Raw genomic sequence first — 24,782 nt, 5'->3', positions numbered from 1 at the left:
AGTTAGTACAGATGAAAAGTATGCTTGACTACTAAATTTCATCTTATCGATTTAGTTCTAGTTGCAAATTATCGGCTGTTAGAGCCATTTGTGAGGAATCATCTTGAATTCCTTTCATTACTTGTGAAATAGCTTGTAGTTCGTGTTCAATTTTCTTATTCTGTTCTTTTGAGTTAGACATATCTTTTACGATTTCTTGGAAGTATCGATCTGTTGCCGACATACTATCTGTTCCTTCCGATACGAGAGAGCTAATTTGTTTCACAGAAGACGAGACACGAGTAATTTGTTCATTTGTTTTTTCGACGAGCTTTGTAACGTTAAATATAGATTCTTTCGTTTGCTCTGATAATTTTCGGATTTCGCCAGCAACAACAGAAAACCCTTTCCCAAATTCTCCAGCACGTGCCGACTCAATAGCAGCATTTAGTGCGAGTAAATTTGTTTGCTCCGCAATCGATTTAACAATATCTATGATTTCATTAATTTTGTTAGAAATATTGAGAAGTTCATGAGTATCTGTAATAATCGTTTCCATATTCATTTGAATAGATCCCATTCGTTTGTTTTGCTGGTTTAATTGTTCTTTCCCTTTATTCGCTTTTTCTTCAGATGTTGTAGCTAATGATGTACCTGTTTTAGCAATCTCTACAATAGTTTCAGATTTGGCGGTTAGTTTTTGAATAGAAGAGCTTGTTTTTTCAGATACAGCAGCTAGTTCTGTTGCGATATGCGTAATTGTCATAGCAGTTAATTCTTTTTCTTTCTCATGCTCTTTTTGCATTCTTTCATATTCAGATTCATAAGCTGCAAGAACAAGTTCTTGTTCAAGAGTGAATAATTTATTTATAACATTTATAGAATATGAAAAATCATCGATTGTCGTTATTTTTGTTTGCAAAATCTTCATGATAGAGCGGAATAATTCTTGATAAGCAGCAGTATACCATTTTCGATGTAAACCAATTTGTACATGCCTTTTGGCAATCCTAACACGCTGTTCAATAAAATCTTCATGCATATTGCCGCTGAATAATTCTTTAATATGTGTTTTTAAAGTTTGTTTTAGTTTTGGAATAGAGCTGTAACGCTCAATAATAGTAATTAAATTAGGTTGTTTTGTAATGTTGGCATAGAATTTTTCAGTAATCCAATCAATTTCTGCATAAATAAAAGGCTGTAGCACTTTTACAACTTGTAAATCTTCTTTTGAAATATGTAGCATATCCATTTGAATTTTTAATTCAGAATTAGTAGGTACATTAAAAGTTATTTGTTGGTTCTTACTTAATTCGATTATACTGGCATTTGTTTTATTAATATTTTTTTTGAAAACCCCAAGCATCATTCTTCCCCCTGTATATAAAACGTTTTCAATTTTAAAACTAATATAGAGTAATTATATATGCTTATATATAATTACTCTATATTAGTTCGTTGAATAGTATATAAATTAAGAGAATTCTATCTAGAATTCTCTTAATGGCCTTTATTAATTTTAGCATGTGTTTTAAAGAAGACAGGGAAATGCACATTATATATTACAGTGACGACACGAATAACGAACGTTACTAATAAACAAACATAGAAAGCTAATACGTGCGCCCCCATAGCGTGTGTAATTAGGAAGCTAATTGCTCCTAAGATAGAAGCGATTGCGTAAATCTCTTTTCGGAATACGTAAGGGATATCTTGAGCACAAATGTCACGCAAAATACCGCCTCCAATACCTGTAATGACTCCCATTGAAACAACTAGAAATGAGGCGTCAACATGATGTGACATTGCCGCATTTGCACCAATAGCTGTAAAAACGCCTAAGCCAACAGCATCAGAAAGCATAATAACGACTTGAAGTTTATTGATACGCTCAAAAAACATACAAGTAAATAATGCTGATAATACACTTACGAAAAAGTAAATGGGTTTTACAAATGCGACAGGGGGCAGGTTACCAATCATGATATCACGAATAATACCGCCGCCGAGCGCAGTGGCTACAGCTAAACAAAGGACACCAAATAAATCTAAATCTTTTTTTAAACCAACTAATGTACCAGAAATGGCAGCGGCGATAATGCCAAGAAACGTAAATATATCGATTAATAACATGGCCTTAATCCCTTCCTCTTAAAGATGTTCCAGAGAAAAAATATACACTAAAGTATTGGAAATAACAATTACTTTTCGCTACATGTAGAAAAACGGATAAAATTCATAAAGAAAGCGTTTGAAAATGTTTGGAAAATAACCATAAAGTAATCTGAAAAAGATATGAAAAGATTAATTTTACATTTTTTGATGTTGTTAATTTGGTAAAATATTACAATTAGAGGTGAGATATTTATATTTGTATAAAATGATAAAAAAATATGTATATACTGACAAAAATAAGGGGATGGTTGTTAGATAGATTTTGTAAAAATAGGGGAGTATAGCTAAAGGACGATGATTTTTATTACTTATTAATACTTGTCCTGGCTAGTTTTAGCTGGAAAAATAGTTCTCGATTTGAATATGAGTTATGTTATAATTGCTAGGTGTGTTTGAATGATAAAAAATTATGATTAAAAGATAATGTTAAGATTTTGTATGGAGGTCTTGGAATGTTAGCAAATCAAGCTAGGGTTAGATTTGAGCATTTTTTGCTCTTTTTTATTATTTTACAGCCTGTTTTAGATTTATTAACGTCTCTTAGCATAACTTTATTAAAGTCAAATGCTACCGTTGGAATTTTAGTAAGATTCCTTATTATGGCTGTTGGTGGTATTTACATTTTAATTCAGGCAAAAGAGAAGGAAAATAGAAAGTTTTTAATTTATCTTATATTATTAGCCGGAGTTTTAGGGATAGGGTTTATTAATAACAAACTAGTTAAAAATCCTATTGTACTTGGTGAAGAGGTTAAATTCGTTGCGAAAGCATTATATATATATATCATGCTGGGATCATACATTTTAGCTTTAAAATCATTGAAAAAGACAGTTAATATTAGTGATAAGGTTCGAAATAGTATTGTATATTCTACATTAATCATTAACGCAATTATGGTTATTTCTATTTCAACATCTACTGACTTTGGTAGTTATGAATGGATGAAGGTTGGTTCTCGAGGTTGGTTCTATGCAGGGAATGAACTAGGTTCAATCTTAGCTATTATTTTCCCTATTGTGGTACTATATTCTATTCAAAAAACAAAGAGCTGGAAACACATTTTATATTGGATTCCATCACTTTTAATGATTTATTCGCTAATTCAAGTCGGTACAAAAGTTGGAATGGGCTCAATTGGTGCTACGTTAGGGGCAGCAATCGGAATCATTGTACTACAATTATTATTTGATAGAAAAAATCCGAACAAAAAATCCCTTGCGCTTAATGCAGTAATTGCTATGGTCCTATTAGCTGGTGTAGTTGGGACGTTTAAACAAACACCATTAGCACAAAATATGGGTATTCACAATAATTATTTATCAGAGCAAAATGTGGCACAGCAAGGTCAAAAAGAAAAAGAAATTAAAGAGAAGCTGAAAAAAGAGCAAGAACTTAAAGCAAAAGAAGAAAATCATCATAAAGTTGAAAAGCCAGAAGAAAAGGCGAAGATAGAAGAGGAAGTTAAGAAAGAGCTTGAGAAAGAGCAAAAGAAAGAAAATCAAGAAAATCTTATTTTCAGTGGACGTCAAGTATATGAAGAAAGACATAAGCAGTTCTTTAAAGAAGCGCCAATGTCACAAAAGTTATTAGGAATGGGTTATGCAGGTAACTTTAAATACAATGAACAAAAGCAGCCAGATCCAAAACTAATTGAAATGGACTTCCATGATTGGTTTTATGATTTCGGGATTATTGGCTTTGTATTACTAATGATTCCATTTATTTATTACGGGCTAAGAATTTTACTAGCATTTGCTACGAGATTTAAGGACATATTCAATATAAAATATGGAATGATTTCAGCAAGCTTATTGTTAGCGTTAGGTATTGCTTATATTGCAGGACATATTTTAACAGCACCAGGAGTTGGGATTTACTTTGTAGTGGTGTTAGCTTATCTAATAGTAGACCTAGAAATTGAATGATAAAAATAAAAGCTAACTTTTGTTAGCTTTTATTTTTTAGTACAGTAAAATAAAAATAGATGGAAACGTAGCGAGGATTTAAAGGAGGAAAAAATATGAGAATATTGCATATGAATGCAGGAGCAGAAGATGGGGGAGGGAAAACACATATTATTTCACTTCTCGATCAGTTTCCAACTGGTGAAGTAGAATTAGCAGTATTTGAAGATGGAATTGTTGCGAAGGAAGCAAGGGAGTTAGGGATAAAAGTCCATGTGTTTTCACAAAAATCGCGCTATGATTTATCCATTTTAAAGAATATAAGTGAATTTATTAATAAAGAAAAATTTGATGTAGTTCATACACATGGCCCTAGGGCTAATTTCTATGTTTCTTTAATGAAAAAGAGAATAAAGGCAAAATGGGTAACGACTATTCATAGTGATCCATTTCAAGACTTTACTAAACAGGGCTTAAAAGGTTGGATTTTTACGAAATTAAATTTGAAAGCCTTAAAAAATATAGACTTATTTTTCGTTGTAACAAATAGATTAAAAAAAAGCCTGGCAGCATTAGGTATTTCAAATGAAAAGATGCATGTTATTTATAATGGAATTGAATACGATAAGGAAAAAGCAGAAGGCTATAATAAAAAAGAAATGTTCAATATTGATGAAGATGTATTTACAGCAATCCAAGTAGCACGATTACATCCTGTCAAAGGACATGAAGTTTTATTCGATGCGTTACAACAAACAAAATTAGAGAAAATTAAAGTATTATTAGTTGGCGATGGCCCATTAGAAGAAAATCTAAAGTCATTAGCTACTGAAAAAGGGATTAACGATAAAGTAGAGTTTTTAGGACATCGTCAAGATGTAAAACAATTATTTGCGTCGTCACATGTAAATTTATTAACTTCCCATAGTGAAGGGTTCCCATTAGTTTTATTAGAAGCGGCAAATCAACGCGTACCATCAATTGTGACTAGGGCTGGAGAAATTGAACCATTAATCGTAGATGAAACTTACGGATGGATTGTGCCAACAGGTGATGGAAAGGCATTAGCATTAGCTTTAGAAGAAGCATATGATAAGTGGAAAACTGGAGAGTTAGCAGCAATGGGTAAACATATTTATGAGCATGCTACTATGAACTTCTCACTTCAAAAACTATATGAAGATACAAAGGAAACATATAAGCAATTAATAGCGAAAAACTTGTAATGATAGAGAGGATAGTTAACTATGGCAGTACAAACAGTTGATATTCTAGGCGTTCCTTTTTCTACAATGACAATGGATGAAACGGTCCAATATTTAAAAGAACAACTAGAAGCGGAGCGAACTCATACGTTTCAGGTAGTAACAGCAAACCCTGAAATTGTTATGTGCGCAAAAAAGGATGAAAAGTTCTATCAAACATTATTGAATACAGATTTAATTACACCTGATGGTATTGGGGTTGTAAAGGCAAGCGGGATGCTTGGTACACCTTTAAAAGAACGTGTAGCAGGTTTTGATTTAATGTGTAATTTACTTGCGAAGTTATCTGAAGATAGTAAGCCGGTATCTGTTTTCTTATTAGGTGCAAAGCCGCATGTTGTACAAGCTGCAGCAGATCATTTAACAAAGACATATTCAGCTGTATCCATCGCCGGTATACAAGATGGTTATTTTAAACAAGAAGACGAAGAGAATATTATTTCTCGCATTCAAGAAGCAAAACCAGATTTATTACTTGTTGCACTTGGTTTCCCGAAACAAGAGAACTTTATCCAAAACAATAAGCATCGTTTAGAAACGAAAATGGCTGTTGGAGTGGGTGGAAGTTTAGACGTATGGGCTGGAGAGGTAAAACGTGCACCAAAATGGATTCAAGCGATTCATTTAGAGTGGTTTTATAGATTATGCAGTAATCCAACACGCTGGCGTCGTCAGTTAGTATTAGCGGAATTTTTAAAAGAAGTAATGCGTTCGAAAAAGTAGCGAAATATCGCTGCTTTTTTTATTTGTTCATTTTTAATAAATTGAAACTTTAATTAGTGAGGCATCCCCACTGATTATTAGCTCTCACCAATCGGGATAGACGTTTTACTTTTTGGGAATGATGAAGGAGAATTTTTTACACAAAAGTATTTTACTTATACAATTCACACATGTAAAATGATGTGTAAAGACACCTGTGTGAGGAGGACTTCTAGTGGGCAAGGTAAAAGAAATTTCGAAGCGCAAACTACTTGGTATAGCTGGGCTTGGATGGCTATTTGATGCAATGGATGTTGGAATGCTTTCATTTGTAATGGTAGCCTTGCAAAAGGATTGGGGATTAAGTACGCAAGAAATGGGCTGGATAGGCAGTATTAACTCAATCGGTATGGCAGTAGGAGCGCTTATTTTTGGGATACTATCAGATAAAATAGGGCGAAAATCAGTCTTTATTATTACATTATTATTATTTTCTATCGGTAGTGGTTTAACTGCGTTAACGACGACACTTGCGATGTTTCTCGTTTTACGCTTTGTAATTGGTATGGGGCTTGGCGGAGAGCTTCCGGTTGCCTCTACACTAGTATCAGAGAGTGTTGAAGCACATGAGCGTGGGAAAATTGTTGTGTTATTAGAAAGTTTTTGGGCAGGTGGATGGCTAATTGCAGCTCTTATCTCGTATTTTGTTATTCCGAAATATGGTTGGGAAGTTGCGATGGTATTGAGTGCAGTTCCAGCACTATATGCTTTATATTTAAGATGGAATTTACCGGATTCCCCAAGGTTCCAAAAAGTGAAAAAAAGACCATCTGTTATTGAAAATATAAAATCAGTTTGGTCTGGGGAATATCGTAAAGCAACAATTATGCTATGGATTCTATGGTTTTGTGTTGTCTTTTCCTATTATGGAATGTTCCTTTGGTTACCGAGTGTAATGGTGCTAAAAGGGTTTAGTTTAATAAAAAGTTTCCAATACGTACTTATTATGACGTTAGCTCAACTTCCAGGGTATTTCACCGCTGCTTGGTTTATTGAACGTCTCGGTCGTAAATTTGTTTTGGTTACGTATTTAATTGGGACAGCTTGCAGTGCTTATTTGTTTGGGGTTGCGGATTCATTAACAGTATTAATCGTGGCAGGTATGTTACTATCCTTCTTTAACTTAGGTGCTTGGGGAGCATTATACGCCTATACACCTGAGCAGTATCCAACCGTTATTCGTGGTACAGGTGCAGGAATGGCAGCAGCGTTTGGGCGTATTGGTGGTATTCTTGGACCATTATTAGTGGGGTATTTAGTTGCCTCAGAAGCTTCACTATCATTAATATTTACGATTTTCTGCGGATCAATCTTAATTGGTGTATTCGCTGTAGTAATACTTGGACAAGAAACGAAGCAACGAGAATTAGTATAAAGTGAAATTTTAAATGTATGCCTGATCGTTTATTACCCTACACTACTCGGCTCTTTCTAGGCAGTTAATGTAGGATAAAGGGGGAGAGGAAACCGAAGGGGTTTCCTTTTTTCTGTTTTTTTAGATAAATAATGGTATAGTAAGAAAAAGGGATTATTTCTTATAAAAGCGAATGTATACAACAGGACATATGGACAAAGAATTAGGTGGTTGAAGAAATGAAAATTTTACTGATTATGGAAGAGGCAGAAGAGAGAAGAGAGTTAGCTGAAAATTTCACTGAAAATATGAGAAATGTAGAATGTTTTGAAGCAAAGACAGGAACAGAATCTTTATTTATGATGAAAAAACATATACCAGACTTTGTTTTTTTAAGTTCCAAATTACTAGATGGTACTGGTTTTGAATATGCAAGTTTATTACGAGAAATAAATTGCTATACAAAATTTATTTTTGTAGGTGAAAACATAGAAGAATCTATTACAGCTTTTCGTTTCCAAGCATTTTATTATTTATTGCGACCATTTCGTGAAGAAGATTTACAATTTCTTTTATATAAAATAGGTAAAGAACAAGGCGAGAAAGCAAAGAGTTATTTGCGAAAACTACCGATAGAAAGTCAAGAGGGCATACGATATATTCTTCCAGAAGATATCGTATATGTAAGTAAAAATAAAGAAAATAAAACTGTTTCAATTTACACAACGAATAATCAGTATATTTCAACATATACACTTCAGGAATTAGAAAATAAGCTAAATGCATATGATTTTTTACGTGTACATAAAAGCTATTTAATTAATATGTCATATGTAAAAGAACTGAAACCTTATTATAATGGCACGTATAATTTGTATTTAGATAGGTATGATGAGCAACCGATTCCAGTCAGTCGTAATTATGTAAAACGCCTTCGAAATAACATTGAATTATAGTAGATAATGAGAGTATTTTAACATGATAAACTAAAAATCCTTCATGATAGGGAGGATTCAAGTTAAATATTCAGAAAATTTAGTACAATCTCCACTAAGAAATAGTATTGGGGGAATTGTATGTGAAGACATTGAAATCGATCTTACTTTGGGGCGTTATTACAGCAGTAGGAGCAGGTGCTTTTGGGGTAATAGCTTTATCACAAGGTGAAACCATTAATGCTGTATGGCTCTTAGTAGCTGCCGTATGTGTATATGCAGTTGCTTATCGCTTTTATAGTAGATTTATAGCGAGAAAGGTTTTTAATTTAGATGATAATCGGCAAACACCAGCCCATACATTAAATGATGGGAAAGACTATGTTCCAACAAATAAGTGGGTATTGTTTGGACATCACTTTGCAGCGATTGCTGGAGCGGGACCTTTAGTAGGACCGATTTTAGCGGCACAAATGGGGTATTTACCAGGGACCATTTGGATTATTGTTGGGGTAGTTGTTGCGGGGGCTGTCCAAGATTTTGTTATTTTATTTGCTTCAATGAGACGTAATGGTAAATCGTTAGGAGAAATGATTAAAGATGAGATTGGACCTGTTACAGGACTAATTGCAATGATAGGTATTTTAGGAATTATGATTATTTTATTAGCAGTATTAGCGTTGGTCGTAGTAAAGGCACTAATCGGAAGTCCTTGGGGAATGTTTACGATAGCAGCAACGATTCCTATCGCTATTTTAATGGGAGTTTATATGCGCTATATTAGGCCTGGTCGTGTTGGAGAAGGATCAGTAATCGGTATTATCCTACTTATTTTATCTCTTGTTGGAGGACAGTATGTAGCAGAAAATCCAACACTTGCAAGTATGTTCACATTTAGTGGTGAAACAATTGCTATTATGCTTATTGTATATGGATTTATTGCATCTGCATTACCAGTTTGGATGCTTTTAGCACCACGTGATTATTTAAGTACATTTTTAAAAGTTGGAACAATTGTAGGGTTAGCAATCGGTATCTTAATTGTAGCACCAGATTTACAAATGCCAGCAGTTTCGAAATTTATTGATGGAACTGGTCCTGTGTTCTCTGGAAACTTATTCCCATTCTTATTTATTACTATTGCTTGTGGTGCAGTGTCTGGATTCCATGCTCTTGTTTCATCAGGTACGACGCCGAAGATGATTGAGCAAGAGGGACACGCACAGCCAATCGGTTATGGAGCAATGTTAATGGAGTCGTTTGTAGCAGCGATGGCGATGATTGCAGCTTGTGTATTAACACCGGGAACGTATTTTGCAATTAATAGTCCCGCAGCACTTATCGGTACAGATGTCTCGCAGGCAGCTCAAGTTATTTCCTCATGGGGATTTGCTATTACACCAAATGAATTAAAAGATCTTGCTGTAAATGTTGGAGAGCAAACGATTTTATCACGTACAGGTGGTGCGCCAACATTAGCGATAGGTATGGCATATATTTTCTCACAAGTAATAGGTGGAACGGCCATGATGGCATTTTGGTATCATTTTGCGATTCTCTTTGAAGCCCTATTTATTTTAACAACGATTGATGCCGGAACGCGTGTCGGCCGATTTATGATTCAAGATATTTTAGGGCATGTATATAAGCCATTTGGGAAAACGGATTCTACATTAGCGAATGTAATCGCTACAACATTATGTGTATTAGGATGGGGATATTTCTTATACCAAGGGGTAATAGATCCGCTCGGTGGAATTAATACATTATGGCCACTTTTCGGTATTGCAAATCAAATGCTAGCAGGTATTGCATTATTACTTGGAACGACAATTTTGTTCAAAATGGGGAAAAAGGCGTACGTTTGGGTAACACTTATTCCAACTGTGGGATTGCTTATTGTAACAATGACAGCTGGTTATCAAAAGCTATTTCATGAAAATCCTAAAATCGGATTTCTATCTCACGCGAAGGTGTTTCAGGGAGCGTTAGATGAAGGGAAAGTGTTAGCACCAGCTAAAAATGTTACTCAAATGAAGCAAATTATTTTTAATGATTATATCGATGCAGCGCTTTGTGGGATTTTTATGATAGTTGTAATCGCTGTGTTAATTTCAGCACTTCGAATTTGGATACAAGTATTAAGAAATAAGCCAATGCCGTTAAAAGAGGCACCATATATTCCTAGAGATGAAAGTGAGTCGAGGAACTATGCTTAAAAAGCTGTGGCAAGTATGGGGGGAAAGGAAGCGCTTTATTAGTTTGCTCGTTGGGGTACCAAGTTATGAAGTATATGTGGAGCATATGAAAAAGCATCATCCTGAAGAAGAGGTTTTATGTCAAAAGCAATTTTTTGCTGAGGCACAAGAAGCAAGATTTAACGCAAAGGGTGGAAAAATATCACGCTGTTGTTAATGAAAAAGGGCGAGTTTTCGCCCTTTTTATTTTTTGCTGTTTCACGTGGAACAGCAAAAAATAAATAAAAACTTTGGGAATTATAGGGATTTCGTATACAATAAAGTAAGGAAAGGGATAGATAGAAAAGTAAGGAGATCATTTTATGTTAAGGGACTTATTTGTAAATACAACAATTATTCTTTCCTTTATTTTTGTTGGAGGTCAGCTTTTAAGAGATAAGCCGTTAAAAGAAGGATTCTCTTTTGGGCAGAAATGTGTAGTAGGCATTTTTACTGGGATACTAGGTATATTACTAATGTATTTCGGTGTTCGTGTTGGTACCATCCTATTGGATTTACGCTACTTAGCTGTTATTCTAGCTGTTATTATTGGAGGGCCGATAGCGAGTACCATAACAATTATTATGATTTTAGTAACTAGACTGTTGTTTATGGATTATTCATTAGCTTCTCAAGTGGCCTTTTATACAATCATTGCGATAGGAATAGGGAGTATCTTTATTTCGCGTATGAAGCTTTCTTTAGGGGAAAAGTGGGTATGGTTACACGCATATATTTTATCTATTCTAATCCCAGCGTTATATATATGGTTAATTAAAGAGATCCACATAGTGGGATTATATTTAATTTCTAGTATTATTACAGGTTACATAACATTCATAAGTGCAAATTATGTTTTACAATCCAATGAGCTATTTCAAACGATGAAGCAATACGCAACGATAGATGCATTGACAGGTCTAGGAAACGTAAGACAGTTTGATTTAGAGATGAATCGTCATATTAGTAATAAACACTTGAAAAACGATTCACTTTGTTTACTACTTATAGATATTGACCATTTTAAGCATGTAAATGATACGTATGGGCACCCAGCGGGAGACGAAGTGTTAAAACAAGTAGGGCATATTTTGCGAGAAATGTCAGCATTTCCGGATTTGGTTTTTCGAAAGGGTGGAGAGGAGTTTGCGCTTTTGATACCAAGGAAAGGAATGGTTTATGGAATTCATGTTGGGGAACAAACTCGTATAGCTGTTGAAAAACATTCATTTGAATTGTTAGATGGAACAAAAATAAAAATTACAGTTTCGGTAGGGGTTTCAGAGTATGAAGGGGCATCAGAGCAATTTATTCAAGCGGCGGATGATGCGTTATACTACTCGAAACGAAATGGTAGAAATAAGGTCAGCTCTGCATCTTAAAGATAAGATGACCGGAAGACATAAAGCTTATAAAAAACACTCACAGAGACAATGTATGAACCTTGTGAGTGTTTTTATTTATATATTAGACAAGTTCTTTTGATACAACGAATTTACGATATGCACCATGGTGAGTTGGACCTACGTATTCGTTAATTTTGAATGAGTAACGAATAGCAGCTGTGATGAATTCTTTAGCAGTTTTTACTGCTTCTTTCACAGGTTTTCCTTTTGCAAGTTCTGCTGTAATTGCAGCAGAATATGTGCAACCTGCGCCGTGTGTATTTGTAGTATCAATTTTTTCTGATTCTAAAAGATCGAATGTTTCTCCATCATATAGGACGTCGATTGCAGTTTCCGTACCAAGTTTGCTTCCGCCTTTAATTAGTACGTATTTGGCACCTAAAGCGTGGATTTTCTTCGCTGCTTCTTTCATGTCCTCAAGAGAATTAATTTTCACACCGCTTAATTGGTAAGCTTCAAATAAGTTTGGCGTTACAACTAATGCCTTTGGCACAAGAACGTCACGTAAGCAATCGTTCGTTTCAGGGTGTAATGCTTCATCTGCACCTTTACATACCATAACAGGGTCAACTACTACATTTTTGAAATTGTGCTTTTCGATTGTTTCTGCAACCATTTCAATAATTTCTACTGATCCAAGCATACCTGTTTTTAAAGCGTCTACGCCAACACCTTCAATTGTTGTTTCTAATTGTGGTTTTAATGTAGAAGCTGGGATTGGAAATACGTTATGTGCCCAACTGTTATGTGGATCCATCGTTACGATTGTTGTAAGAGATGTCATTCCGTATACGCCCAGTTCTTGGAATGTTTTTAAATCTGCTTGTATACCAGCACCGCCACTTGTGTCAGAACCAGCGATAGTAAGTGCTTTATTTAATGTCATTATGAAAGCCCCCTCGAGTGATATAATGAAAACTATGTTTTCACCATTATATCAATGTTACGAATAAGTACAAAGTGAAAAGTAGATGATTTATTTTAAGAGCTATTTAAAATCTTGTATGCAGGAGACTGAGTATGTTTCGAGATAATCGTACGAATGAATTAGTTATATTAAAGGAAATTGCAGAAACATTAAATACATCAAATGATACATATCATGTATTGCAAGCTGTCCTCGAGAAATTGCTAAGTGTAACAGGTTTAACGACAGGATGGATTTTTCTTGCGGATGAAAATGGTAAGTATACGAAGTTAATTGATTATCAATTACCAGAGGCACTTACATATGAAAATAAACGCCCGATGTGCGAAGGTGAATGTTGGTGTTTACGAGGTTTTGTAGATGGAAAATTGGAGAGAGCCGTTAATATTATTGAATGTAAAAGAATTAATAATGCAATTGAATATAATTGGGGGGATACGGAGGGCATTCTTCATCATGCTACGGTTCCTTTAAAAGCTGGGGGAGAAAAATTTGGGGTGTTAAATGTTGCAAGTCCGGGTAAAACACATTTTTCAGAAGAAGAATTAGTATTACTCCAATCGGTTGCCTTCCAAATTGGTACGGCTTTAAAGCGAACAAAATTATATGAAAATGAAAAGAGAAGAGCACATTATTATGTGAAATTAGAGCGTTTCATTCAAGATTTAAAAATGATTCATAAGTTTAATGTACTACCTGAAAAGGTGGTAAATCACGTAGGTGAAGTATTTCAATGGAATCAAGTAGCGCTTTTTATTAGGGAGGAAAAAGAATTATCTCTGCGAGCGTCTTACGTTCAGGAAGAGTTACAAGAGGATGTAAAAGAGGCGGCCAAGAAGGCGTTAGAACAAGATGAACCAGTTCTAATAAAACATCAAATAGGACATAATGTACATCTAAATCGAGCTGTTATTGCTACACCAATACATATTCAAAACCATATATTTGGTGTTTTATGTGTTAGTTTGAATAATGGAGAGTTTGATGCTAATACAATAGATGTAATTCAAGCATTATCGAACCATGTTTCGTTAATAATAGAGAATTTGAGGTTAAACGAGCAGCGCCGTGAACTTGTACGAATGGAAGAAAGAAATCGGTTAGCAAGAGATTTACATGATTCTGTTTCGCAAAAATTATTTTCATTAACCTTCATGACAAAAGGCGCCGAGGCAGTTTTAAAAGGTAAAAATGAAAAGGTAGATCAATCTTTGCATGAGATGCGTGAACTTGCGCAAGGAGCTTTGAAAGAAATGAGGACATTAATTTGGCAGCTTCGTCCGGCAGGATTAGAAAAAGGATTATTGCCAGCTCTAAAGCAGTACGGTGAAAATTTGGGACTGAAAATTAGGGAGCAAGTTACGGGTGTTCGTGATTTACCTCGTGTAGTAGAAGAAGCTTTGTGGCGCATAGGCCAAGAAGCACTGAACAATGTAAGTAAGCATGCAGGTGTAAAAGAAGCGACGATTTATTTTACAGTGAATGAGAAAAATGTATCATTAGAAATAGTTGATCAAGGAAAGGGCTTTGTGGAAAAGAATATAAAAGAAAAGAAATCACTAGGTATGACTACGATGCGTGAAAGAGTAGAATTAGTTGGTGGAACAATTAAAATTGTAAGTAGTAATAAACGAACGAGCGTAAAAGTAAATGTACCATTATGATGTGAAAATGAGGGAAGTTTGTGAAAATAAAAGTATTGTTAGTTGATGATCATACAGTCGTTTTAAAAGGATTAGCATTTTTCTTAAGTACACAGGAAGATTTAGAGTTAGTTGGAGAAGCGAATAATGGGAAAGAAGCGTTAGTGAAAGTAGGAGAAACAAATCCCGATGTTATATTAATGGATTTATATATGCCTGAAATGGATGGTGTTGAGGCGACGGCATATATAAAAAACGAGTATCCAAATGTGAAAGTAATTGTATTAACTAGCTTTTCTGATCAGGCGCATGTGTTACCTGCATTAAGGGCTGGAGCAAGTGGGTATATTTTAAAAGATGTAGAACCAGATCAGCTTGTTGAGGCTATTCGAAGCGCATATAAAGGTAATATTCAATTACATCCGGATATAGCAAATGCTCTTCTCTCTCAAACATTACCTGTAGAAGAAAAGGAAGAAGAATCTTCTATTCAAGTGGATGTGCTAACAGCGAGAGAAAATGAAGTATTGCAGCTATTAGCGAAAGGGATGAGCAATAAGGAAATTGCATCTGTTTTAGTTATTACAGAAAAGACGGTTAAGGCGCATGTAAGTAGTATTTTGAGTAAGTTGAATTTATCTGATCGTACGCAAGCGGCATTATATGCAGTTAAAAATGGAATTGTATAAGACGAAAGTCGTAAGACCAAGTTCGCCTTTAGAAGGTGGACTTTTTTTATGGAAAAATACGTCTATGTGAGGACGAAATTGTCTTTATATAAAGATAAAATATGTTTGTAAGCAACAAAACAACAATTACAAGGGATACCTTTTTTGAAAGCATATAACAACATAAGAGTGAGTACTAGGAGGAATAAATAATGGCAACAGTTTTATTCGTTAAAGCAAATAACCGTCCAGCGGAACAAGCAGTTAGTGTAAAATTATATGAGGCATTTTTAGCAAACTATAAAGAAGCACACCCAAATGATACAGTAGTAGAACTTGATTTATATAAAGAAGAATTACCATACGTAGGCGTAGACATGATCAATGGTACATTCAAGGTAGGTAAAGGATTTGATTTAACAGAAGAAGAAGCAAAAGCAGTAGCAGTTGCTGATAAGTATTTAAATCAATTCCTAGAAGCTGATAAAGTTGTTTTCGGCTTCCCATTATGGAACTTAACGATTCCAGCAGTATTGCACACATATATTGATTATTTAAACCGTGCTGGTAAAACGTTCAAATATACGCCAGAGGGTCCAGTTGGCCTAATTGGAGATAAGAAGATTGCATTATTAAATGCAAGAGGCGGCGTATATTCAGAAGGTCCAGCAGCTGAGGTAGAAATGGCTGTTAAATATGTAGCAAGTATGATGGGCTTCTTCGGCGCAACAAACATGGAAACAGTAGTTATTGAAGGACATAACCAATTCCCAGATAAAGCAGAAGAAATCATCGCTGCAGGTCTTGAAGAAGCAGCTAAAGTAGCAAGTAAATTTTAATTAAAATTATAATCGTCACTCGAAAAAACAGCATTAACATGTAAACGTTAATGCTGCTTTTTTATATTTTTAGTTCATCAGCCAGCTTTTCTAATGTATTTCGATCTTGTATATAATATGTTCGGCCTTCTTTTCTTAAATAATTTTGTTGGCAAAACTGATTTAATACATATAAAAGATGACGGTAGCTGACATTTAAATATTCCGAGGCCTCGGTATGCTTTTCTATATAACAATTATTTTGCTCTGTTAATAAAATAAAAGCAGCTAATCGATTTTCAAAAGGATAACTATAGTTTTTTGCGTAATTTTCAGTGCGAGTAATTGTCTTTTCTCCAATAAATTTACATAAGTGCTGTAAAAACGTTGCATCTTGTAATAAAAGTTGCTGACAATCTTTAAGAGGAAGTGCCAAACACACACAATCTTCTAGTACTTCAACGGACTTAGTAATATTTTCTACTCCTATTAATCCTAATTCTCCGATAAAAGATGGTGCTTGAATAAAATTAATTAATGAAACCTTCCCGTTTTTATGACTCATATATATTTTGGCTCTCCCAGAAATTAAGTAATAGAGATAAGGAAGAGCATTTCCTTCGCTACATATCATCTCTTTCGTTTGAAAAGAATGCAGCTCTACATATGGCAAGACATGAAATGAAAATAGGGTATGGAATTGATGGATTCGCATGTATTGATAAATTTCTTCCTCATTTTTGCTGATTTTCATATTTTCACCCCTATGTATAGTATGAGATATCTCCTATTATCTTTACAAGAAGGAATGATATGATTTATGTAAATTTGTTTTTGTAGAAAAGAGAGTGTGATGAATTTATGAAAAAATATAAAACATTGTTATTTGATGTAGATGATACATTACTAGACTTCCAAAAGGCTGAAAAAGTGGCTTTACGGGTACTTTTTGAAGAGAAGGGAATCCCTTTAACAGACGAGATAGAGACTCGTTATAAAAAAATAAATAAAGGTCTTTGGGATGCTTTTGAAAAAGGTGAACTATCACGCAATGAAGTTGTAAATACACGATTCTCTCTGTTGTTTAAAGAGTATGGAGAAGAAGTAAATGGAATATTATTCGAAAATAATTATCGTAACTACTTAGAAGAAGGAAATCAACTCATGCAAGGTGCGTTTGAATTTATAAATCAAATTCAAGGGGAGTATGAATTGTATATAGTGACAAATGGTGTTTCTAAGACGCAAGATAAACGTTTGCGTAATGCAGGGTTACATTCATTATTTAAAGATGTCTTTGTTTCGGAAGATACAGGTTTTCAAAAACCGATGAAAGAGTATTTTGATTATGTTTTTGAACGGATTCCTAACTTTGCACCTGAAGAAGGGCTGATTATTGGGGATTCATTAAGCGCTGATATTAAAGGTGGATATGTAGCGGGAATTGATACTTGTTGGTTTAATCCAGAAAGGAAATTAAATGATAGTGGGATTATACCGACATATGAAGTGCATAATTTTGAGGAGTTAGAAGCTTTATTAAAGCAGCATGTGTAATAAAAATAGGCAGTGGAGCTTTCGTCCCCACTGCCTATTTTTATTAATTTTTATTTTCGTTATGTTTTGGGAGTGGAAAGGCATTCCCGATAGCAGCTGCACCAAGCATGGGCAATAGTAAATTAAGCGGGAAAAACATAAGTAATAGTAATGTTATAGCTATTGGCTTTCGTAACGCATAGCTTGAAATTGCTGTCGTTACGATGGCAACAGATGCTACTGGATCTATAGGAAGAATAGATGCTACAGCGTATCCGATACTTGAACCAGAAAATATAATTGGGAAGATATGTCCACCTCGCCACCCTGTGTTCAAACAAACGGCAGTAATGCACAACTTTAAAATCCCTGAAAGAAGTAGTATCCAAAAAGATAAATGGCTCCATTCAACAACTAATTCTTTTAATTGATGTTCCCCTGAAAATAATGTGTACGGAAGAAAAGTTCCCCCGATTCCTAATAAAATACCACCGATAATTCCGAGTGTCAGCTTGTATTCTCTAAAAGGGTGAATTAACTTTTCTAATGTGAATTCTAACTTGAAATAAAAGAAACCAACTATAGCGCCGATACTAGCAAGTGGAAGAAATGCAATCCATTCATTGAAAGAAAGTGCACCTTCCCCGAAATCAACAATAAAGGATCCACGATTATCAAGTTTACTCAGTAGTAAATAAACAGAAAAACCTGCGAAAGTAGTAGCTAAGTATACAATCGCTTTTTTTCCTTTAGAAAAAGCAGCAATTTCTTCCCCCTCATTTTCATTTGGTGCTAAATAACCGAATAATGGTGCATTAAAAATGACACTTAAAGTAGCGCCAATTCCGATCTCGGTTAGCTCATTCATACCCTTTAAGGCAAATTTAAAGCGATCCCCTACCCATGTGCACAGTCCGCCTATAATTCCAACTAGTGCGGCTTCTGGACCAAGACTAGCACCGAAAATTAAAACAATAATCGCTGTTAAAGTAGCCCGATGGACAAAGCGATATTCGATTCGACCAGTTTTTTTATATTCAGCCATTACTTCAGGCATAAGGCGTGGGTATGTACCGAAATGTTTTTGTGATAGACCAACAAGGACCCCGCCAATTATTGTTACGCAAAGGGTGTAATAAGAGGGAAAAGAGAGAACTTCAGGCAAGTATCCCCAAATAAAGTGGATTCCAATATTTATTGTGACTAAAAATAACCAGACTGTAGCTCCTACTATAGATCCTAGAAGAATGCCATATAGAGCAAGTATGTAATGCATATCTTTTTTATTTGTCATGTTATACCTCCGTTATGTAAATCTTAGTAGGGAAAAAAGTGAAATATACTAGTGAAAAATGGATTGAATATATATAGTATCTTTTTGAGAAGATGGCCTATTCAACATATAGGCTAACTTTTGGGGAATTTGAATTTATAGGTTAAATTACTTATTTAATTTTATAGACTGATTTGAGGTTTTTAAAGGTCTTTTTTGAAATAGACTAGAATATATTTCTTTTGTTGCTTTATATGAAACTGTTAACATTTATTTTAGAACATTCAGAAAAACTGTTTGACATTAGGAAATTATTGCTATAAAATCAACGGTAATTGCATAGTCTTATCAAGAAAAGGTGGAGGGACAGGCCCGATGAAACCTTGGCAACAGCCGTATAACGGAATTGTGCCAAATCCTGCAGGTAGTAATCCTGAGAGATAAGAAAGAGCCTTTAGAGCGTGTTTTCAAACTGCTCCTTTCTTGTTTTCAGGAAAGGGGCAGTTTTTTATTTTGTATAAAAGAAAGGAGAATGAGAGATGGGAGAATCATGGGGAAAAGGAACAATTTGTGTGCAAGGTGGCTATACGCCAAAGAATGGTGAACCACGTGTTTTACCACTTTATCAAAGCACAACGTATAAATACGATACTTCGGATGATTTAGCAGCTCTATTTAACTTAGAGGCAGAAGGATATATTTATACACGTATTGGAAACCCTACTCTAGCAGCATTTGAGCAGAAATTATCAGATTTAGAAGGCGGTGTAGGAGCTGTTGCAACGGCTTCTGGGCAAGCAGCTATTATGCTCGCAGTTTTAAATATTTGTAGTAGTGGAGACCATTTACTTTGCTCTTCAACTGTTTACGGGGGAACGTTTAATTTATTTGGGGTGAGTTTACGTAAGCTTGGCATTGATGTTACGTTCTTTAATCCAAATTTAACGGCAGATGAAATTACGGCGCTTGCTAATGACAAGACGAAACTTATCTATGCAGAATCGTTAGGAAATCCAGCGATGAATGTTTTAAATTTTAAAGAATTTTCAGCTGCCGCTAAAGAATTAGAGGTACCTTTTATCGTTGATAATACATTAGCAACTCCTTATTTATGCCAGGCATTTGAACATGGGGCAAATATTATTGTTCATTCTACGACGAAGTATATCGATGGGCATGCGAGCTCCTTAGGCGGTATTGTAATTGACGGTGGAAACTTTGATTGGACAAATGGAAAGTATCCTGAGCTTGTTGAACCAGATCCAAGTTATCACGGTGTAAGTTACGTTCAAAACTTTGGTGCAGCAGCGTATATTGTGAAAGCACGTGTTCAGCTATTAAGAGATTATGGAAATTGTATGAGCCCATTCAATGCATATATTAGCAATATTGGCTTAGAAACATTGCATTTACGAATGGAGCGTCATAGCGAAAATGCTCTGGCAGTTGCTAAGTGGCTTGCTAATCATGAACGTATTGAATGGGTGAATTATCCGGGATTAGATAGTAATGAAAATTACTCGTTAGCACAACAGTACTTGAAAAAAGGTGCTAGTGGTGTTTTAACTTTCGGTATTAAAGGCGGATTAGAAGCAGCAAAAGAATTTATCGCAAATGTAAAACTAGCAACTCTTGTAACGCACGTAGCTGATGCACGAACTTGCGTTATACATCCCGCTAGTACGACGCATAGACAATTAAATGCTGAAGATCAGCGTTTAGCTGGTGTTACATCTGATTTAATTCGTTTATCGGTTGGTATAGAAGATGTTTCTGATATTATTGCAGATTTGGAAGCAGCTCTAGTTGGAGGCAAAACACATGCCGATCATAATTGATAAAGATTTACCGGCTCGCAAAGTGTTGCAAAAAGAAAATATTTTTGTAATGACGAAGGAGCGGGCAGAAACACAAGATATACGTGCTTTAAAAATTGCTATATTAAATTTAATGCCAACGAAGCAAGACACAGAGGCGCAATTACTTCGCTTAATTGGAAACACACCGTTACAATTAGATGTTCATTTGCTTCATATGGAATCACATCTATCGCGTAATGTAACGCAAGAACATTTAACAAGCTTTTATAAAACGTTTCGTGATATTGAAAATGAAAAGTTTGATGGGCTCATTATTACAGGAGCGCCAGTGGAGACCCTTGCTTTTGAAGAGGTAGATTATTGGGAAGAGCTTAAACATATTATGGAGTATTCAAAAACGAATGTAACATCTACGCTCCATATTTGCTGGGGGGCACAGGCTGGCTTGTACTATCATTATGGTGTTCCAAAGTATCCCCTTAAGGAAAAAATGTTTGGTGTATTTGAACATGAAGTTTGCGAGCAACATGTGAAATTATTACAAGGATTTGATGAATTGTTTTTTGCTCCGCATTCTCGTCATACAGAAGTACGAGAGAATGATATTAGAGAAGTGAAAGAATTAACATTGTTAGCAAACTCTGAAGAAGCAGGTGTTCACCTTGTTATTGGGCCAGAAGGAAGGCAAGTGTTTGCCCTTGGACATAGCGAATATAGTTGTGAGACGTTAAAACAAGAATATGAACGAGATCGTGACAAGGGATTAAATATTGATGTGCCAAAAAACTATTTTAAACATAATAATCCAGATGAAAAGCCGCTTGTTAGGTGGAGGAGTCATGGTAATTTATTGTTTTCTAATTGGTTGAATTATTACGTGTATCAAGAAACCCCTTATATATTGTAAAGAAAGATTGTGTAACACGTGGTAACGTTTTCCTTGTAAAGATTAACCTTTATTTTTCCGAATGTTCAAAATACATTGTTTTTCAGATTTTTTACTCATATAATTTCATCTAAACACAATTTTTGAGGGGTGGACAGTACTATGAAAGAAATTCAAGTTGGGTTATTAGGTCTTGGGACAGTTGGCAGTGGTGTGGTTCGTATTATTACGGATCATCAAGAACGACTCATACACCAAGTAGGTTGTCCAGTGAAGGTAACGAAAGTATTAGTGCAAAACATTGAGAAAGAGAGAGAGGTAGAGGTACCTTCTACTCTATTAACACAAGATGCAAATGAAATTTTAGATAATCCAAATATTGATGTTGTCATTGAAGTGATGGGTGGCATTGATGATGCAAAATCATATATTTTACAAGCTTTAAAAAGCGGAAAGCATGTTGTAACTGCAAATAAAGACTTAATGGCATTACATGGAGCTGAATTATTAGCGACAGCAAAAGATAATAAGGCTGATTTATTCTATGAGGCGAGTGTGGCAGGGGGAATTCCAATTTTACGCAGTATCGTAGAAGGACTTTCTTCAGATCTTATTACGAAAGTAATGGGAATTGTAAATGGAACAACAAATTTTATTTTGACGAAAATGTCAGACGAAGGGAGAGCATATAACGACGTGTTAAAAGAAGCCCAACAACTTGGATTTGCAGAAGCAGATCCAACATCAGATGTAGAAGGTTTAGATGCAGCAAGAAAAATGACGATTTTAGCTACCCTCGGTTTCTCTACAAATGTAGAGCTTGGAGATGTGAAAGTAAAAGGGATTACCTCTATTACAGAGGAAGATATTGAATACAGTAAGAGCTTAGGCTATACAATTAAATTAATCGGTCTTGCAAAACGAGATGGTGAAAAATTGGAGGTTACAGTTGAACCAACTTTACTTCCAAATACACATCCTCTTGCGGCAGTACAAAATGAATATAACGCTGTGTATGTGTACGGTGAAGCAGTTGGAGAAACGATGTTTTATGGACCAGGCGCAGGAAGTTTACCGACAGCGACAGCTGTTGTTTCGGATTTAGTTGCTGTAATGCAAAATATTAGATTAGGGGTAACAGGAAATAGTGCTGTAGTCCCACAATATCAAAAAGTATTAAAAGAGCCAGACGAAATTGTCGTGAAAAAGTTTTTAAGACTGCATGTAAAAGACGAAATTGGTGTATTTGCAAAAATTACTTCATTGTTCTCTGAGCGCGGAGTTAGCTTTGAGAAAATTATTCAAATGCCGCTTGAAGAGAAAGGAAAGGCTGAAATTGTAATTGTAACGCATCGTGCGTCTCTTGCTGATTATGATTATATTCTACATACGTTGCAAGGGTATGAAGAAATAGATTGTTTGAAAGCGAACTATCGAATTGAAGGGGATGCTAAGTAGTATCTCTTACCATAAAACAGAAAGAGCCTATTAAGCAGCTTGCTTAATAGGCTCTTTTCTATTTAAAATCTGCGTACCAACTTGAATAAATGCTTGGATAATCCAGCCTGTTGTAAAGGATAAGATGATTGTTCCAAAATAGATAGGTCCATCTAATAAAAAGCTTAACGTTAAAAATAAAAAGGCTAATGAAATCTCTGTTCTTCTAAACGTCCATTTTTTCTTCTCGGCAACCGTTAAAACGAAAGCTTCTTGAGGCGCTGCACAAAGGTTTGTAGAGACGTAAAGACCAATTCCAGCTCCAACGAATAGATTTCCGCAAATAAGTGTTATATATTTTGGAAGAGAGCGGATAGCGTCCATAATAGTTGTAATGGAACCAATCCAATCAACAAAAAGAGAAATAAGAACCATCGTTACAATTGTACCGATTGTAATTTGTTTTCTATTCCAAAAGAGTACGATAAGTGTAAAGGCAAAGTTAATCATGAAAATCCAAAAACCAATACTTATCCCAAAATTTTGATATAGTGCAATAAAGAAGGAATCATAAGGGCTAAGTCCAAAGGAAGTAATTGTCGTCATCATATTAATACCGATGGCAAGAATGAGTAAACCGCCAATGAAAAATATATATTCTAATTTGAATCGAAGCATAGTTGTATATCCTTTCTAAATGTATTTGCTAGGAAAGGATATATTGTGGAAAGCTTACCAGGTCAAGGAAGAATTTTTGTGAGAAGGGGAAAATGAGATGACAAATATAAGAAAGATTGCTGAACTTGCTGGAGTATCTGTTTCAACTGTTTCACGTGTACTAAATAATCATCCGTACGTAAATGAACAGAAACGAAAAGAAATTTTAGCGATTATAGAAGAATTAAATTACACGCAAAACGTGAATGCAATTCATTTAGTGAAAGGAAAAACGAATGTAATTGGCGTTTTATTGCCACACGTAAATGATCAATATTATAGCGCTATTATCGAGGGGATATCAAAAGAGACAGCAAAGAATAATTATAATATGATGCTTTGCCAGACGAATTATAGTGAAGAAAGAGAACTAGAAATTTTGAATATGTTAAAAATGAAAAAGCTTGATGGGGTTATTATTTGTTCTCGGACAAATAGTAAGGAGAAGCTTGAAGAATATACGAAATTCGGCCCGATTGTTATGTGTGAAGAAATAGATTCGAAGTATATTTCAAGTGTCCATATCGATTACTACAAAGTATTTTCACGTGGGATGAAAAGCTTAATAGATGCCGGTCATACACGTATTGGATATTGTATTGGAAGAAGTAATAGCGTTAATAGCCAAAGACGAAAGAAGGCGTACGAAGATTCGCTTCAACAGAGTATCGTAACACCGTTAGAGACCTGGAAATTTGAGGGATGTTTTACAGTGGAAGATGGACGCAATGTAATTAGAGAATGGGCTCATATGTCAGTAAAACCGACGGCGTTCCTTGTATCTTGTAACCATATTGCAGCGGGGATGGTTACAGAAGCAAAAAAACAAGGAGTTCGTATTCCAGAGGATATTACGATTATCGGGTGTGATGATCAAGAGGTGGCAGATATATTGGGTATAACGACGATTTCGCATTCTAGTAAAAACGTTGGAGTGAAAGCGTTTGAATTATTATATGAAAAGATTAATGAAGAGAAATTAGATGTGAAGCAGATAGAGTTATTACCAGAGTTAGTAGATAGAGAAACGACATAATTG

22 protein-coding genes, 1 pseudogene and 1 riboswitch are annotated in these 24,782 nt (G+C 35.0%); of the genes and pseudogenes, 16 read left to right on the top strand and 7 right to left on the bottom strand.

Translation table 11 applies throughout. From position 1 onward, the window contains the following. Window positions 1-43 precede the first annotated feature (43 nt). The 3 genes and pseudogenes from ACTL4X_RS27275 to ACTL4X_RS27265 all read right to left on the bottom strand — a co-directional run bounded on the left by ACTL4X_RS27275 (window position 44) and on the right by ACTL4X_RS27265 (window position 2,112). On the bottom strand, window positions 44-745 hold the full coding sequence (locus tag ACTL4X_RS27275) for a methyl-accepting chemotaxis protein (RefSeq protein ID WP_370658441.1): 702 nt from the start codon (window positions 743-745) through the stop codon (window positions 44-46). A 54-nt stretch (window positions 746-799) separates the two neighbouring features. Then, window positions 800-1,345, bottom strand: a pseudogene (locus tag ACTL4X_RS27270) (protoglobin family protein); the annotation flags it as partial. Window positions 1,346-1,479: 134 nt separating this feature from the next. Further along, on the bottom strand, window positions 1,480-2,112 hold the full coding sequence (locus ACTL4X_RS27265) for a trimeric intracellular cation channel family protein (RefSeq protein ID WP_000924371.1): 633 nt from the start codon (window positions 2,110-2,112) through the stop codon (window positions 1,480-1,482). Window positions 2,113-2,606: 494 nt separating this feature from the next. Here ACTL4X_RS27265 and ACTL4X_RS27260 point away from each other — a divergent pair, with 494 nt between their 5' ends. The 8 genes from ACTL4X_RS27260 to ACTL4X_RS27225 all read left to right on the top strand — a co-directional run bounded on the left by ACTL4X_RS27260 (window position 2,607) and on the right by ACTL4X_RS27225 (window position 11,993). Beyond that, a complete protein-coding gene (locus tag ACTL4X_RS27260) occupies window positions 2,607-4,079 on the top strand; it encodes an O-antigen ligase family protein (RefSeq protein ID WP_000880755.1) in 1,473 nt (490 codons plus the stop codon). A 95-nt stretch (window positions 4,080-4,174) separates the two neighbouring features. Beyond that, complete coding sequence (locus tag ACTL4X_RS27255; RefSeq protein ID WP_001221227.1) at window positions 4,175-5,284, top strand: glycosyltransferase family 4 protein; 1,110 nt, start codon at window positions 4,175-4,177, stop codon at window positions 5,282-5,284. A gap of 21 nt (window positions 5,285-5,305) precedes the next feature. Beyond that, window positions 5,306-6,046 (top strand): WecB/TagA/CpsF family glycosyltransferase, encoded by a 741-nt coding sequence (locus ACTL4X_RS27250; protein WP_000290747.1) that lies wholly within the window; start codon window positions 5,306-5,308, stop codon window positions 6,044-6,046. 214 nt (window positions 6,047-6,260) lie between these two features. Continuing rightward, window positions 6,261-7,460 carry an MFS transporter gene (locus ACTL4X_RS27245; protein ID WP_074554296.1) on the top strand — a complete coding sequence of 400 codons (1,200 nt, stop codon included), beginning with the start codon at window positions 6,261-6,263 and terminating at the stop codon, window positions 7,458-7,460. A gap of 218 nt (window positions 7,461-7,678) precedes the next feature. Then, window positions 7,679-8,395, top strand: a complete 717-nt coding sequence (locus tag ACTL4X_RS27240) for a LytR/AlgR family response regulator transcription factor (protein WP_000698256.1) — start codon at window positions 7,679-7,681, stop codon at window positions 8,393-8,395. A gap of 122 nt (window positions 8,396-8,517) precedes the next feature. Continuing rightward, window positions 8,518-10,593 carry a carbon starvation protein CstA gene (cstA, locus tag ACTL4X_RS27235; RefSeq protein WP_000854312.1) on the top strand — a complete coding sequence of 692 codons (2,076 nt, stop codon included), beginning with the start codon at window positions 8,518-8,520 and terminating at the stop codon, window positions 10,591-10,593. Further along, window positions 10,586-10,789: a YbdD/YjiX family protein gene (locus ACTL4X_RS27230; protein WP_000914503.1), complete on the top strand. Its 204-nt coding sequence runs from the start codon at window positions 10,586-10,588 to the stop codon at window positions 10,787-10,789. The genes cstA and ACTL4X_RS27230 overlap by 8 nt, the downstream gene beginning before the upstream one ends. Before the next feature lie 145 nt (window positions 10,790-10,934). Further along, the gene (locus tag ACTL4X_RS27225; RefSeq protein ID WP_017657620.1) at window positions 10,935-11,993 is read left to right on the top strand and encodes a GGDEF domain-containing protein; all 1,059 of its coding nucleotides are present in this window, start codon (window positions 10,935-10,937) and stop codon (window positions 11,991-11,993) included. Window positions 11,994-12,078: 85 nt separating this feature from the next. Here the strand turns inward: ACTL4X_RS27225 and pdxK are convergent, their stop codons facing one another. Beyond that, entirely contained in the window at window positions 12,079-12,903 is an 825-nt protein-coding gene (gene pdxK / locus ACTL4X_RS27220; RefSeq protein ID WP_000174266.1) for a pyridoxine/pyridoxal/pyridoxamine kinase, read from the bottom strand. Between the two features lie 134 nt (window positions 12,904-13,037). On the opposite strand from pdxK, the gene ACTL4X_RS27215 reads away from it, so the two are divergent. The 3 genes from ACTL4X_RS27215 to ACTL4X_RS27205 all read left to right on the top strand — a co-directional run bounded on the left by ACTL4X_RS27215 (window position 13,038) and on the right by ACTL4X_RS27205 (window position 16,095). Further along, window positions 13,038-14,609, top strand: a complete 1,572-nt coding sequence (locus tag ACTL4X_RS27215; RefSeq protein WP_000488138.1) for a GAF domain-containing sensor histidine kinase — start codon at window positions 13,038-13,040, stop codon at window positions 14,607-14,609. A gap of 20 nt (window positions 14,610-14,629) precedes the next feature. After that, window positions 14,630-15,277: a response regulator gene (locus ACTL4X_RS27210; RefSeq protein ID WP_086401112.1), complete on the top strand. Its 648-nt coding sequence runs from the start codon at window positions 14,630-14,632 to the stop codon at window positions 15,275-15,277. 191 nt (window positions 15,278-15,468) lie between these two features. Next, window positions 15,469-16,095, top strand: coding sequence for an FMN-dependent NADH-azoreductase (locus tag ACTL4X_RS27205; RefSeq protein WP_000246735.1), 627 nt, complete (start codon window positions 15,469-15,471; stop codon window positions 16,093-16,095). 61 nt (window positions 16,096-16,156) lie between these two features. On the opposite strand, the gene ACTL4X_RS27200 is transcribed toward ACTL4X_RS27205, so the two are convergent. Further along, window positions 16,157-16,828 (bottom strand): transcriptional regulator YeiL, encoded by a 672-nt coding sequence (locus tag ACTL4X_RS27200; RefSeq protein ID WP_000703327.1) that lies wholly within the window; start codon window positions 16,826-16,828, stop codon window positions 16,157-16,159. Window positions 16,829-16,935: 107 nt separating this feature from the next. Between ACTL4X_RS27200 and ACTL4X_RS27195 the strand changes: the two genes are divergently transcribed. Then, on the top strand, window positions 16,936-17,631 hold the full coding sequence (locus ACTL4X_RS27195; RefSeq protein ID WP_069604551.1) for a YjjG family noncanonical pyrimidine nucleotidase: 696 nt from the start codon (window positions 16,936-16,938) through the stop codon (window positions 17,629-17,631). Window positions 17,632-17,674: 43 nt separating this feature from the next. Here ACTL4X_RS27195 and ACTL4X_RS27190 read toward each other — a convergent pair whose 3' ends face one another. Further along, the gene (locus ACTL4X_RS27190) at window positions 17,675-18,904 is read right to left on the bottom strand and encodes a chloride channel protein (protein ID WP_134207459.1); all 1,230 of its coding nucleotides are present in this window, start codon (window positions 18,902-18,904) and stop codon (window positions 17,675-17,677) included. A 321-nt stretch (window positions 18,905-19,225) separates the two neighbouring features. Continuing rightward, a riboswitch (SAM riboswitch) is annotated at window positions 19,226-19,330 on the top strand. 92 nt (window positions 19,331-19,422) lie between these two features. On the opposite strand from ACTL4X_RS27190, the gene ACTL4X_RS27185 reads away from it, so the two are divergent. The 3 genes from ACTL4X_RS27185 (at window position 19,423) to ACTL4X_RS27175 (ending at window position 23,047) form a co-directional block, all read left to right on the top strand. After that, window positions 19,423-20,721 (top strand): bifunctional O-acetylhomoserine aminocarboxypropyltransferase/cysteine synthase, encoded by a 1,299-nt coding sequence (locus ACTL4X_RS27185; protein WP_000504780.1) that lies wholly within the window; start codon window positions 19,423-19,425, stop codon window positions 20,719-20,721. Then, window positions 20,705-21,610 carry a homoserine O-acetyltransferase MetA gene (metA, locus tag ACTL4X_RS27180; RefSeq protein WP_001121536.1) on the top strand — a complete coding sequence of 302 codons (906 nt, stop codon included), beginning with the start codon at window positions 20,705-20,707 and terminating at the stop codon, window positions 21,608-21,610. Before ACTL4X_RS27185 ends, metA begins: the two co-directional genes overlap by 17 nt. 141 nt (window positions 21,611-21,751) lie before the next feature. Beyond that, the gene (locus tag ACTL4X_RS27175) at window positions 21,752-23,047 is read left to right on the top strand and encodes a homoserine dehydrogenase (RefSeq protein ID WP_000659109.1); all 1,296 of its coding nucleotides are present in this window, start codon (window positions 21,752-21,754) and stop codon (window positions 23,045-23,047) included. 30 nt (window positions 23,048-23,077) lie between these two features. Here ACTL4X_RS27175 and ACTL4X_RS27170 read toward each other — a convergent pair whose 3' ends face one another. Next, the gene (locus tag ACTL4X_RS27170; RefSeq protein ID WP_000943416.1) at window positions 23,078-23,704 is read right to left on the bottom strand and encodes a YczE/YyaS/YitT family protein; all 627 of its coding nucleotides are present in this window, start codon (window positions 23,702-23,704) and stop codon (window positions 23,078-23,080) included. 97 nt (window positions 23,705-23,801) lie between these two features. Between ACTL4X_RS27170 and ACTL4X_RS27165 the strand changes: the two genes are divergently transcribed. After that, window positions 23,802-24,779 (top strand): LacI family DNA-binding transcriptional regulator, encoded by a 978-nt coding sequence (locus tag ACTL4X_RS27165; protein ID WP_086401111.1) that lies wholly within the window; start codon window positions 23,802-23,804, stop codon window positions 24,777-24,779. The last annotated feature ends 3 nt before the right edge of the window (window positions 24,780-24,782 follow it).

Origin of the sequence: Bacillus sp. RE35 (assembly GCF_052146655.1) — a bacterium.
GTDB classification, from domain to species: domain Bacteria; phylum Bacillota; class Bacilli; order Bacillales; family Bacillaceae_G; genus Bacillus_A; species Bacillus_A cereus.
Note: the sequence above shows the minus strand (reverse complement) of the source record. Positions and strands in the feature narration are given on the sequence as shown.